The 11,836-nt window shown below is 70.4% G+C and carries 9 protein-coding genes; 3 read left to right on the top strand and 6 right to left on the bottom strand.

Annotated elements, in window-relative coordinates; translation table 11 throughout:
- The first annotated feature begins 119 nt into the window (after positions 1 to 119).
- The 3 genes from AC2YHB_RS00855 to rarD all read left to right on the top strand — a co-directional run bounded on the left by AC2YHB_RS00855 (position 120) and on the right by rarD (position 4,529).
- Positions 120 to 2,126: a 2-oxoacid:acceptor oxidoreductase subunit alpha gene (locus AC2YHB_RS00855; RefSeq protein ID WP_051932948.1), complete on the top strand. Its 2,007-nt coding sequence runs from the start codon at positions 120 to 122 to the stop codon at positions 2,124 to 2,126.
- Positions 2,123 to 3,247, top strand: a complete 1,125-nt coding sequence (locus AC2YHB_RS00850; RefSeq protein WP_179649185.1) for a 2-oxoacid:ferredoxin oxidoreductase subunit beta — start codon at positions 2,123 to 2,125, stop codon at positions 3,245 to 3,247. The genes AC2YHB_RS00855 and AC2YHB_RS00850 overlap by 4 nt, the downstream gene beginning before the upstream one ends.
- 373 nt (positions 3,248 to 3,620) lie before the next feature.
- Complete coding sequence (rarD, locus tag AC2YHB_RS00845) at positions 3,621 to 4,529, top strand: EamA family transporter RarD (RefSeq protein ID WP_179649183.1); 909 nt, start codon at positions 3,621 to 3,623, stop codon at positions 4,527 to 4,529.
- A gap of 16 nt (positions 4,530 to 4,545) precedes the next feature.
- On the opposite strand, the gene AC2YHB_RS00840 is transcribed toward rarD, so the two are convergent.
- From AC2YHB_RS00840 to nuoL, 6 genes are all read right to left on the bottom strand, one after another.
- Positions 4,546 to 4,950 carry a hypothetical protein gene (locus AC2YHB_RS00840; protein ID WP_036550223.1) on the bottom strand — a complete coding sequence of 135 codons (405 nt, stop codon included), beginning with the start codon at positions 4,948 to 4,950 and terminating at the stop codon, positions 4,546 to 4,548.
- 153 nt (positions 4,951 to 5,103) lie between these two features.
- Positions 5,104 to 5,616, bottom strand: coding sequence for a flavin reductase family protein (locus AC2YHB_RS00835; RefSeq protein WP_036550222.1), 513 nt, complete (start codon positions 5,614 to 5,616; stop codon positions 5,104 to 5,106).
- Between the two features lie 112 nt (positions 5,617 to 5,728).
- The gene (locus AC2YHB_RS00830) at positions 5,729 to 6,751 is read right to left on the bottom strand and encodes a polyprenyl synthetase family protein (protein ID WP_308645564.1); all 1,023 of its coding nucleotides are present in this window, start codon (positions 6,749 to 6,751) and stop codon (positions 5,729 to 5,731) included.
- The gene (gene nuoN / locus AC2YHB_RS00825; protein WP_179649181.1) at positions 6,748 to 8,349 is read right to left on the bottom strand and encodes an NADH-quinone oxidoreductase subunit NuoN; all 1,602 of its coding nucleotides are present in this window, start codon (positions 8,347 to 8,349) and stop codon (positions 6,748 to 6,750) included. The genes AC2YHB_RS00830 and nuoN overlap by 4 nt, the downstream gene beginning before the upstream one ends.
- Complete coding sequence (locus AC2YHB_RS00820) at positions 8,349 to 9,881, bottom strand: NADH-quinone oxidoreductase subunit M (protein ID WP_036550218.1); 1,533 nt, start codon at positions 9,879 to 9,881, stop codon at positions 8,349 to 8,351. Before AC2YHB_RS00820 ends, nuoN begins: the two co-directional genes overlap by 1 nt.
- Entirely contained in the window at positions 9,881 to 11,827 is a 1,947-nt protein-coding gene (gene nuoL / locus AC2YHB_RS00815) for an NADH-quinone oxidoreductase subunit L (protein ID WP_179649179.1), read from the bottom strand. The genes AC2YHB_RS00820 and nuoL overlap by 1 nt, the downstream gene beginning before the upstream one ends.
- Positions 11,828 to 11,836 lie beyond the last annotated feature (9 nt).

Below are 11,836 nucleotides of genomic sequence, written 5' to 3'. Positions count from 1 at the left end.
CCGTCTATCGTGGGGAGGTCGCGGACCGCGGGGTCCGCCCGGCCGAACTGGACAGGTGTCCACCAAAAGTGGAACGCGTTCTAGATTTGGCCGTAGAATCAGCAGCGCCCGCCGTCGGCATCGGGACGGCGCGGGCGCCGCGACCGTCGTGCGAGAGAGTTGGACCGAACGTGAGCCAGACCAAGCAGGTCAAGCAGCTGGACCGGGTGATCATCCGGTTCGCGGGTGACTCCGGTGATGGCATGCAGCTGACCGGTGACCGGTTCACCCAGGAGTCGGCCGTCTTCGGCAACGACCTGGTGACGCTGCCGAACTTCCCGGCCGAGATCCGGGCGCCCCAGGGCACGATCCCGGGTGTCAGCTCGTTCCAGATCCACTTCGCCGACCACGACATCCTCACCGCGGGCGACCGGCCCGACGTGCTGGTCGCGATGAACCCTGCCGCCCTCAAGGCCAACCTGGGCGACCTGCCGAAGGGCGCGACGATCATCGTCGACACCCACGACTTCACCAAGCGCAACCTGGACAAGGCGGGCTACTCCTCCAACCCGCTCGACAAGCTGGGCGAGGTCGACGACATCCTCGCCGGCTTCCAGGTCCAGCCCGTCGACCTGACCGGCATCACGGTCGAGGCGGTCAAGGAGTTCGGCCTCTCCCGCAAGGACGCCGCCCGCGCGAAGAACATGTTCGCCCTGGGCCTGCTGTCGTGGATGTACGGCCGCCCGACCGAGCCGACGATCGCCTTCCTCGAGAAGAAGTTCGCCAAGGTCGCCGACATCCTCGGCGCCAACATCGCCGCCTTCAAGGCCGGCTGGAACTACGGCGAGACCACCGAGACCTTCGTCGTCCAGTACGAGATCAAGCCCGCCAAGATGCACGCGGGCACCTACCGCAACATCACCGGCAACCTGGCCCTGTCCTACGGCCTCGTCGCCGCGGGCGTCCGGTCCAAGCTGCCGGTGTTCCTCGGGTCCTACCCGATCACCCCGGCCTCCGACATCCTGCACGAGCTCTCGAAGCACAAGGCCTTCGGCGTCACCACGCTGCAGGCCGAGGACGAGATCGCCGGCATCGGCGCCGCGATCGGCGCCTCGTTCGCCGGGCAGCTCGCGATCACCACCACCTCGGGCCCCGGCATCGCGCTCAAGTCCGAGGCGATCGGCCTGGCCGTGATGACCGAGCTGCCGCTGGTCGTCGTCAACGTCCAGCGCGGCGGCCCCTCGACCGGCCTGCCGACCAAGACCGAGCAGGCCGACCTGCTCCAGGCCATGTACGGCCGCAACGGCGAGGCGCCGGTTCCGATCGTGGCGCCGCAGTCGCCCGGCGACTGCTTCGCCGCCGCCGTCGAGGCCGCCCGGATCGCGGTCACCTACCGCACGCCCGTCTTCCTGCTCTCCGACGGCTACCTCGCCAACGGCTCCGAGCCGTGGGCGATCCCGTCCGTCGACGAGCTGCCGGTGATCGAGGCCGACTTCGCCACCGAGGCCAACCACGACAAGGGCGATGGCACGAAGGACTTCTGGCCCTACCTGCGCGACCCCGAGACGCTCGCCCGCCCGTGGGCCGTCCCCGGCACCGCCGGTCTCGAGCACCGCATCGGCGGCCTCGAGAAGGGCGAGGGCCACGGCAACATCTCCTACGACCCGGCCAACCACGACAAGATGGTCCGGATCCGCCAGGAGAAGGTGCAGCGCATCGCCGACTCCCTCCCGCCGCTCGAGGTCGACGACCCGTCCGGCGAGGCCAAGGTCCTCGTGATCGGCTGGGGGTCGACGTACGGACCGATCGGTGCCGCGTGCCGCCGCGTCCGCCGCGCCGGGTACGACGTCGCGCAGGTCCACCTGCGCCACCTCAACCCGTTCCCGAAGGACCTCGGCGAGATCCTCAAGGGCTACGACAAGGTCCTCGTCCCCGAGATGAACCTCGGCCAGCTGAGCAAGATGCTGCGCGCCGAGTACCTCGTCGACGCCCAGGGCTACAACCACGTCTACGGGCTGCCGCTCAAGGCCGCCGAGCTCGCCGAGGCCATCGGCGTGCTCGTCGGCGAGGCCGAGGGCCGCGAGGTCGACCTCGGCGAGCACGGCCTCAACCTTCCTGCCGACCACGAGGAGGCTCCGCTCCGATGAGCACCCCTACGACAAGCGCCGATCTCCCCATGCCCACTGTTCATTCGGGGGGCACCGCGCTCGTCCCGACCCTGGCCGAGGGCGAGACCCAGACCGCGAAGGACTTCTCCTCCGACCAGGAGGTCCGCTGGTGCCCCGGCTGCGGTGACTACGCCGTGCTCAAGGCCGTGCAGTCCTTCCTGCCGGACCTGGGCCTGCGCCGCGAGAACATCGTCTTCGTCTCGGGCATCGGCTGCAGCTCGCGCTTCCCGTACTACCTCGACACCTTCGGCATGCACTCGATCCACGGCCGCGCGCCGTCGATCGCGACCGGCATCGCCACGGCCCGCGAGGACCTCTCGGTGTGGGTCGTCACCGGTGACGGCGACGCGCTGTCCATCGGCGGCAACCACCTGATCCACGCCCTGCGCCGCAACGTGAACATGACGATCCTGCTGTTCAACAACCGGATCTACGGCCTCACCAAGGGCCAGTACTCCCCCACCTCCGAGGTCGGCAAGGTCACCAAGTCCACCCCGGTGGGCTCGCTCGACCACCCGTTCAACCCGGTCTCCCTCGCGCTGGGCGCCGAGGCGTCCTTCGTCGCGCGGACCATCGACTCCGACCGCAAGCACCTCACGGCGGTGCTCGCCGCTGCCGCTGCCCACCGCGGCACGTCGTTCGTCGAGATCTACCAGAACTGCCCGATCTTCAACGACGGTGCGTTCGACGCGATCAAGGACCGCGACAACGCCCACGCGCTGATCCCGCTCACCCACGACCAGCCGATCACCTTCGGCGTGCGCGACGAGGCGACCGGGCTCGGCGACAAGGCCCTCGTGCGCGGCGCCGGCGGTGCCGTCGAGGTCGCCGACACCGCCTCCGTCGCAGCCGAGGCGATCATCGTCCACGACGCACAGAACCCCGACCCGTCGACCGCCTTCGCGATCTCGCGGCTGACCGACGCGGGCTACCTCAACCGCAGCCCGATCGGCATCTTCCGCCAGGTCGAGCGCCCGACGTATGACGACCAGGCCCGCGCCCAGGTCGCCACCGCGTCCGAGGCGGTCGCCGCCCAGGGCTCGCCGGAGGAGCGCCTCACCGCGCTCATCAACGCCGGCGACACCTGGACCATCGACTGAGGTCCGAGCGCAGCGACCGTGCGAGGAACGAGCACGGTCGCTGATCAGCGAGGAGGTCGAGGAGCGCCGACGCACTCGCGCAGCGAAGCAAGCGAGGGCATGGCGCGTCACGAGCCCGGAGCCTGTTGCGCGGCGAGATGGCAACGGCACAGCAGGTGCACCGGAGCGAGGCGTCTCGTGACGGTCGCTGCGCGACCTCCTCGACGAACGACGGAACGTGACGGTCGCTGCGCGACCTCCTCGACGAACGACGGAACGTGAGGGTCGCTGCGCGACCTCCTCGACGAACGACGGAACGTGACGGTCGCTGCGCGACCTCCTCGACGAACGGTTCGATTGGTGAGGTCTCTTCACGGAGGGCTAACCTCGCCGGGTGGCTGACGCACGACGGGGATTCCTGCTCGGCGTCACCGCCTACGTGCTGTGGGGTGCGTTCCCGCTCTACTGGCCACTGCTGGAGCCGAGCGGGCCGGTCGAGATCCTGGCCCACCGGATCGTGTGGTCCGTGGTCGTCATGGGTGTGCTCGTCGTGGCGCTGCGCCGGGGTGCCGCCCTGCGCGACATCCTCCGCGACCGTCGTACGACGCTGCTGCTGGTGGTCGCCGCGATCACGATCACGTCCAACTGGGGCACCTACATCTACGGCGTCAACAACGACCGGGTGGTCGAGACGTCGCTGGGCTACTTCATCAACCCGCTGGTGACGGTGCTGATGGGGGTCCTCGTGCTCGGTGAACGGCTGCGGCCCGCGCAGTGGTGGGCGCTCGGGCTCGGGTTCGTCGCGGTGGCCGTGCTGACCGTCGACTACGGACGCCCGCCCGTCGTGGCGCTCGTGCTCGCCTTCTCCTTCGGCACCTACGGCCTGGCGAAGAAGTCGGCCGGCGTCGGCACCTTCGAGAGCCTGGCCTTCGAGACGGCGGTGATCGCGCCGTTCGCCCTCGCCTACCTGGTGTGGCTCGGCAGCACCGGCGATGGCCACTTCACCGGCGAGGGCGCGGGCCACGTGGCGCTGCTGGTCGCGAGCGGCGTCGTGACGGCCGTCCCCCTCCTCTGCTTCGGCGCTGCGGCCACCCGCGTCTCGATGACGACGCTGGGGCTCTTGCAGTACCTCGCGCCGGTCCTGCAGTTCCTGCTCGGCATCACCGTCCTCGGCGAGCACATGCCCCCGGGCCGCTGGGTCGGCTTCGCGCTGGTCTGGCTGGCACTCGCGGTCTTCACGTTCGAGGCCCTGCAGCACAGACGGCGGACGCTCGGCCTGGTGGCCGAGGCGTCCGCCGTCTGAAGCAGGTCGCGCGAGGTCAGCTGCAGGTGACCGTGCCGAGCTGGCGCACCAGGTAGGTGTAGTTCACCGTCGGCTTCAGCACGATCCGGTACGTCGTGTTGCACCGGCCGACGAAGCGGATGGAGAAGGCGCCGTTGGTGCGGGCGGAGACCACCGAGGTCACGCCCTGGTAGCCGGGGCGGCCACCGTTCTTGTGGGCCTGCAGCCAGACGCGGATGCCGGGCTGCGAGGTCACATTGCCCTTGGTGTAGAAGATGCCGTCGCGAGCGGACTCGAAGGTCCGCAGGTTGGCGACGGTGTGCCGCGGCAGGGCCTTCTCGGCGACCGGCGCCGCGGCGCGGGCGTCGGTGGTGGCGGTGAGGCCGACGATCGTCGCGATGACGACGGCGAGAAGAGCGGTGGCGAAACGGGTCATGCGCATGGGTGATCCCCCTCGAGATCGAATCAACGGTGCGTGCGCCGGGCCTCCTGCCCCGTGGCGCACCGGGGGAAACCCGTGCATGGAGGCCTCGTGCGGCAGCGGACGGGGTGCACGTCGCTGCCGCACGAGGCGATCGAGGGGGGAGCCGCCTGGTCAGGCGCTCCGCTCGAGGCGGCCGAAGCCGCTGCGGTGGAAGACGAGGGGGTGGCCGGCGTCGTCCTCGGCGCCGTGCTCGACCGCGTGGACCTGCAGCAGGACGATGACGTGGTCGCCGGCGTCGACCTCGCGGTAGAGCGAGCAGGAGAAGCGGACCAGGCCCTCGTCGAGGGTGACCGCTCCTTCGTCGGTGACGGTGACGTCGATGCCGGCGAAGCGCTCGCCGACGGGCCCGGACAGCTGGCGACAGACGGCTCCGTGGTGGTCGGCCAGCACGGTCACGCCGAAGTGGCGCGCCCGGCGGAGGTCGGGCCACGTCTTCGACGTGCGCGCGACCGAGACGGAGACCAGGGGTGGATCGAGGCTGACCGAGGTGAACGAGCTGGCGGCGAGGCCGACCGGCTCGTCGTCGATCTCGGCAGCGAGCGCGACCACCCCGGTCGGGAAGACCCCGAACGCCTGTCGCAGCGCGACCGGGTCGAGGTCCTGGTTGGTGGCCATCGTGCTCATGACAATCAAACTTAACTGACTTGGTACAGATTGCCGAGGGTACGCCGAGACGGAACGGCCGAGCCCATGGAAGGCGTCGCCGATCAGCCTGTGCCGGGCGGCGCCGCGCAGCTCAGGCGGAGCGGACCGCCACCACGTCCGCGAACGCCTCGAGGGCGCTCCGCACCGAGCCCTCGGGAAGCACCTCGAGCAACCGCTTGGCCTCCTGCGCACGGGCGACGACGTAGGCCTGGGCCTCCGCCATCGCCGGGTGCTTGCGCAGCAGGTCCAGCGCCTCGGCGTGCAGCTCGGCGTCACCTGCCAGGTCGGAGCGCTCGGGGTCGAGCAGCTCCAGCAGCCGGGCGTCGGCCGGGTCCGTCGAGGCACGGGCGATGAGCACCGGCAGCGTGGGCACGCCCTCCTTGAGGTCGGTGCCCGGCGTCTTGCCGGACTCCTCGCTCTCCGAGGCGATGTCGAGGATGTCGTCGGAGAGCTGGAAGGCGGTGCCGACCAGCTCGCCGTACGCGGTGAGGGCGGCGACGACCTCGGGGGCGGCACCCGAGAAGAGCGCGCCGTAGTGGGCCGACGTCGCGATCAGCGAGCCGGTCTTGCCGGCGACGACCTCGAGGTAGTGGGCGAGCGCGTCCTCGTCGGGGCCCGGCTTCACCGTCTCGAGGATCTGGCCCTCGACCAGCCGGGTGAAGGTCTCCGCCTGGATCCGGACGGCCTCGGGGCCGAGCTGGGCGGTGAGCTCCGACGACTTCGCGAAGAGCCAGTCGCCCGTGAGGATCGCGACCAGGTTGTCGTAGCGCGCGTTGGCGGAGTCCTCGCCGCGACGCAGCTCCGCCTCGTCCATCACGTCGTCGTGGTAGAGCGAGCCCACGTGGGTGATCTCCACGACGCACGCCGCGGTGAGCACCTCGTCGGCGTCGGGGCGCGGCCCGGCCTCGGCCGCCAGCAGCACCAGCAGCGGGCGGAACCGCTTGCCACCGGCGGCGAGCAGGTGCCGCGCCGCCTCGGTGACGTACGGCGCCCGGCTGGACGCGTGGGCGTAGAGGGCGTCCTCGACCGTGGCCATCCGGCCGCGCAGACGCTCGGCCAGCGCCTCGTCGAGGATCGGGAGGGCCAGCTCAGCGGGCGATGGAGCACTCGTCACCTGATGAAGTCTCCCGTATGGGTGACCAGCTCGAGAACCGGGCCCGGCACCACGCCGAGGACGAGGGTCGCCGCGAGGCAGACGACGACGGTCACCGAGGTCAGCAGCGACGGCGTCGTGACCGCGCCACCACCGTCCGGGTGCGCCTCGGTGAAGAACATCAGCCGGATGTGGCGCACGTAGAAGGTGATCGCGACGATGCTCGACGCGATCGCCACGAGCACGATCGGCCAGGCGCCGGCGGACATCGCCGAGGTGAAGACCGCCCACTTGCCGATGAAGCCGGCAGTCAGCGGGATGCCCGCCATCGACAGCAGGAAGAAGGCGAAGGCACCGGCCACCAGCGGCGAGCGCTTGCCCAGCCCGGCCCAGCGGTCGTAGTGGGTCGCCTCGCCGCCCGCGTCGCGCACCAGGGTGACGACCGCGAACGAGCCGATCATCGCGAAGCCGTAGGTCGTGAGGTAGAACAGCACGCCCTCGAGCGAGGTGTACTGGCCCTCGGCCAGGTCGCCCGCGCTCTGCACGCCCAGCACGCCCACGAGCAGGAAGCCGGTGTGCGCGACGGAGGAGTAGGCCAGCATCCGCTTGACGTCGTTCTGTACGACGGCCAGCGCGGCGCCCAGCACCATCGACGCGATCGCGACGACCCACAGCATCGGCTGCCAGCTCCAGCGCTCGCCGCCGAACGCGACGTAGAGCAGGCGCAGCAGGGCGCCGAAGGCGGCGACCTTCGTGCCGGCGGCCATGAACGCGGTGACCGCAGTCGGGGCGCCCTGGTAGACGTCCGGCGTCCAGGCCTGGAACGGGGCGGCACCGACCTTGAACAGCAGGCCGACCGAGAGCAGCGCGATGCCGGCGAGCAGGAGGCCGTGGTTGGCCCCGCCCGCACGGACCGCCTCGTTGATCCCGGCGAAGGTGACCGACCCGGCGTAGCCGTAGACCAGCGCGGCGCCGTACAGGAAGAAGCCGGAGGCGAAGGCGCCGAGCAGGAAGTACTTCATGGCCGCCTCCTGGCTCAGCAGGCGGCGCCGGCGGGCGAGCCCGCAGAGCAGGTAGAGCGGCAGCGAGAGGACCTCGAGCGCGACGAACATCGTCAGCAGGTCGCCCGAGGCCGGGAAGAGCAGCATGCCGCCGACCGCGAAGAGCAGCAGCGGGTAGACCTCGGTGTGCTCGAGCCCGCGGGTCGACGCGTCGCGCTCGGTGTCCGTGCCGGGCAGCGCGGCCGCCTGGCCGGTGAACGCCGAGACCCCGCCCTCGAGGCGACGCTCGGCGAAGAGCGCGACCCCGCCGATGGCGAAGACGAGCAGCAGGCCCCAGAGGTAGACGGTCGGGCCGTCGACGACGACCGAGCCCATCGCGCCGACGAGGCCCTTGCCCTCGGCGCCGGCGATGCCGGTGTGCTCGTCGAGGTCGGCCCCGACGAGGATCGTGGCGACCAGGGCGGAGATCAGGGCGGCGAGGCTGAGCGCCACCTGGGGCAGGCGGCGAAGGTCGCGCGGCAGGAGCGCCTCGAACAGGACGCCCACGCACGCGGCGCCGAGGACGATCAGCAGCGGCAGGAGCTCGGCGTACTCGAGCTCGGGCTTCACGAACTCCATCAGTGCGCCTCCGCTTCCTGCTCGTCGTGCTCGACATCGGTCGGATCCACCGTCGGCGGGTCGTCGTCGACGCCCACCTGCTCGTGCAGGAGCTCACCGACGGTGGGGTTGCTGACGTCGGTCAGCGGGGCCGGGTAGAAGCCGAGGAACACCAGCGCCACGACCAGCGGGGCGACGGCTGCGATCTCGCGCAGGCCGAGGTCCGCGGTGCCCTCCACGTCGGCCGGCGTCGGCCCGGTCATGGTGCGCTGGTACATCCACAGCACGTAGATCGCGGCCAGCACCACGGCGGTGATGGCGATCGCGCCGACGTACCAGGCGTAGCCGAAGGCGGCGAGCAGCACCATGAACTCGCTGACGAACGGCGAGAGGCCCGGCAGGCCGAGCGTGGCGAGGCCGGCGACCAGGAAGAGCCCGGCCAGGACCGGGGCGACCTTCTCGATGCCGCCCATCTCGCTGATCAGCGAGGTGCCGCGCCGGTCGTAGAGGTAGCCCGCGACGAGGAAGAGCGCCGCCGTGCCGAGGCCGTGGTTGACCATGTAGAGGATCGAGCCGGTGCCGCCCTGGGTGCTCATCGTGAAGATGCCGAGCGTGATCAGCCCGAAGTGGCTGAGCGAGGTCAGGCCGATCAGGCGGAAGACGTCGTCCTGGCCGATGGCGAGCAGCGCGCCGTAGACCACCGAGATCAGCGCCAGGGTGATCACGAACGGGGTCGCCCACTGCGAGGCCTCCGGGAAGATCCCGAGGCAGAAGCGCAGCATCCCGAAGGTGCCGATCTTGTCGAGGATGCAGACCAGCAGCACGCCCGTGCCGGGCGTCGCCTTCTCGGTGGTGTCGGCCAGCCAGGTGTGCACCGGGAACAGCGGCGCCTTGATCGCGAACGCGATGAAGAAGCCGAAGAACAGCCAGCGGCCGGCCTCCGTGCCGATGTCGAGCTTCTCCAGGTCCGAGAGGAGGTACGACGGCTCGCCGGCCTGCGAGGAGACGACGTAGAGACCGATCACGGACGCCAGCAGGATCAGGCCGCCGGCGAGCTGGAACATCAGGAACTTCAGCGCCGCCGCGCCCCGGCCCTCGCGGCCGAAGCTGCCGACGAGGAAGTAGGCCGGGATCAGGGTGGCCTCGAAGACGACGTAGAAGAGGAAGACGTCGGTCGCGCAGAACACCGCGAGCGAGAGGCCCTCCAGCGCGAGCGCCCAGGCCACGAACGCGCGGGCGCCGCCGCCGGCGGGGTCGTCGGCCTTGAACCACTCGGCGCCGAGGACGAGCGGCACCAGGAGCACGGTCAGCAGGACCATCAGCAGGCCGAGGCCGTCGAGGCCGAGGGCGTAGTGGACGCCGAAGGCCTCGATCCACTCGACCTCCTCGACGAACTGGCGGCCGCCGTCGACGTCGTACTGGACAGCGGCGACGACCGCGACGACCAGGGTCGCCAGCGCGATGCCGAGCCCGAGCGTCTTGCTGAGCGAGCGGGGCGCGAACGCGACCACCGCCGCTCCGACGACCGGGAGCCAGATCAGGAACGACAGCATCAGTTCACCGCCACCAGGGTCAGGACGAGGAGCACGGCGCCACCGAGGATGCCGAGCGCGTAGGAGCGGACGTAGCCGTTCTGCAGCCGCCGGAGCAGCTCACCGGTGCCGGCGACGATCGTCGCTCCCCCGGTGAACAGCCCGTCGACGAGGGTGCGGTCGGCGCCGACGGAGCCGCGGACGGTCGCCAGGCCCGGGTTGACCACGAGGGTGTCGTTGATCGCGTCGCCGTACAGGTCGGCACGGGCGGCCTTGGTCGCGAAGGACACGTCGGCCGGGGCCTCCCGCGGCACCTCCTGCTTGCCGACCAGGAACCAGGCGAGCGCGACGCCGGCGGCGACCACCGCGATGGTGATGAGCGTGATGAGGATGACCGGGATCGGCGGCTCCTCGTGCTCGGCGTGGCCGACGACCGGGCTCAGCCAGTCGACGATCCAGTTGCCGGCGAGCATCAGGCCGCCGAGGGCGGACAGCGCCGCGAGCACGATGAGCGGGATGGTCATGACCTTCGGGCTCTCGTGCGGGTGGACGCCCTTCTCCCACCGCTTCTGGGTGAAGAAGGTCATCAGCATCATCCGGGTCATGTAGAAGCCGGTGATGCCGGCACCCAGCAGGGCGCAGATGCCGACGACGGGGTTCTCGACCAGCGCGGTCTCGATGATCTTGTCCTTCGACCAGAAGCCGGCGAAGGGCGGGACGCCGATGATCGCGAGGAAGCCGAGGGCGAAGGTCGCGAAGGTGACGGGCAGCGCCTTGTTGAGCGCGCCGTAGTGGCGCATGTCGACGTCGTCGTCCATCGCGTGCATCACCGAGCCGGCGCCCAGGAACATGTTGGCCTTGAAGAAGCCGTGGGTCAGCAGGTGGAAGATCGCGAAGGCGTAGCCGGCGACGCCGAGGCCGGCGCCGAGCATCATGTAGCCGATCTGGCTCATCGTGGAGCCCGCGAGGCCCTTCTTGATGTCGTCCTTGGCACAACCGATGATCGCGCCCCACAGGAGCGTGACGGTGGCGACGATGACGACGGCGGTCTGCGCGGCCGGCGCCAGCTCGAAGATGAAGTTGGAGCGGGTCACGAGGTAGACCCCGGCGGTGACCATGGTCGCCGCGTGGATCAGCGCCGACACCGGGGTCGGGCCCTCCATCGCGTCGAGCAGCCAGGCCTGCAGCGGGACCTGCGCGGACTTGCCGCAGGCACCGACGAGCAGGAGCACGCCGATCCAGTTGAGGGTCGTCTCGGTCGCGCCGCTCGACAGGGCGCTGATGCCGCTGAAGCTGGTGGTGCCGAAGGTCGCGAACATCAGGAAGATCGCCAGGCCCAGGCCCATGTCACCGACGCGGTTGATGACGAAGGCCTTCTTGGCGGCAGCGGCCGCGGAGGGCTTGTGCTGCCAGAACCCGATGAGCAGGTACGACGCCAGGCCGACGCCCTCCCAGCCCAGGAACAGCCCCACGTAGTTCTCCGCGAGGACGAGCGTGAGCATCGCGGCGACGAAGAGGTTGAGATAGGCGAAGAAGCGCGACCGGCGCGGGTCGTGCGCCATGTAGCCCACCGAATAGAGGTGGATCAGCGAGCCGACGCCGGTGATCAGCAGCAGGAAGAGCGCCGACAGCGGGTCGTAGAGGATGTCGAAGCCGACGTCGAGACGGCCGGCCTCCATCCAGGTCCACAGGTGCTTCGCGACCTGCCGGTCGCCCTCGTCGCGCCCGAGCAGCGTGACGAACGAGACCAGGCTGAGCAGGAAGGACACCGAGATGGTGCCCAGGCCGATCCAGTGGCCGTAGCCCTGGCTGCGCCGGTTGCCCAGCAGCAGCAGGACGGCCGCGCCGGCCAGGGGCAGCGCGATGACCAGCCAGAGCAGGTTGAGGACACCGTCGGCCTCGGCGGGGGCGACCACCGGGACGTGCGTCTCGCTCGAGGCGAGCGCGAGTGCGGAGAGTGCGTGCATGGGGCGTCC

This window comes from Nocardioides sp. SRI_004, assembly GCF_057586415.1.
The sequence above is the reverse complement of the archived record's forward strand: the minus strand, read 5'-3'. Positions and strand labels throughout refer to the sequence as shown.

Coding starts and splice junctions, on each gene's coding strand:
- nuoN (WP_179649181.1), bottom strand. CDS start 8,349: ATGGAGTTCGTGAAGCCCGAGCTCGAGTACGCCGAGCTCCTGCCGCTG.
- AC2YHB_RS00835 (WP_036550222.1), bottom strand. CDS start 5,616: ATGAGCACGATGGCCACCAACCAGGACCTCGACCCGGTCGCGCTGCGA.
- AC2YHB_RS00840 (WP_036550223.1), bottom strand. CDS start 4,950: ATGCGCATGACCCGTTTCGCCACCGCTCTTCTCGCCGTCGTCATCGCG.
- AC2YHB_RS00850 (WP_179649185.1), top strand. CDS start 2,123: ATGAGCACCCCTACGACAAGCGCCGATCTCCCCATGCCCACTGTTCAT.
- AC2YHB_RS00820 (WP_036550218.1), bottom strand. CDS start 9,881: ATGCTGTCGTTCCTGATCTGGCTCCCGGTCGTCGGAGCGGCGGTGGTC.
- nuoL (WP_179649179.1), bottom strand. CDS start 11,827: ATGCACGCACTCTCCGCACTCGCGCTCGCCTCGAGCGAGACGCACGTC.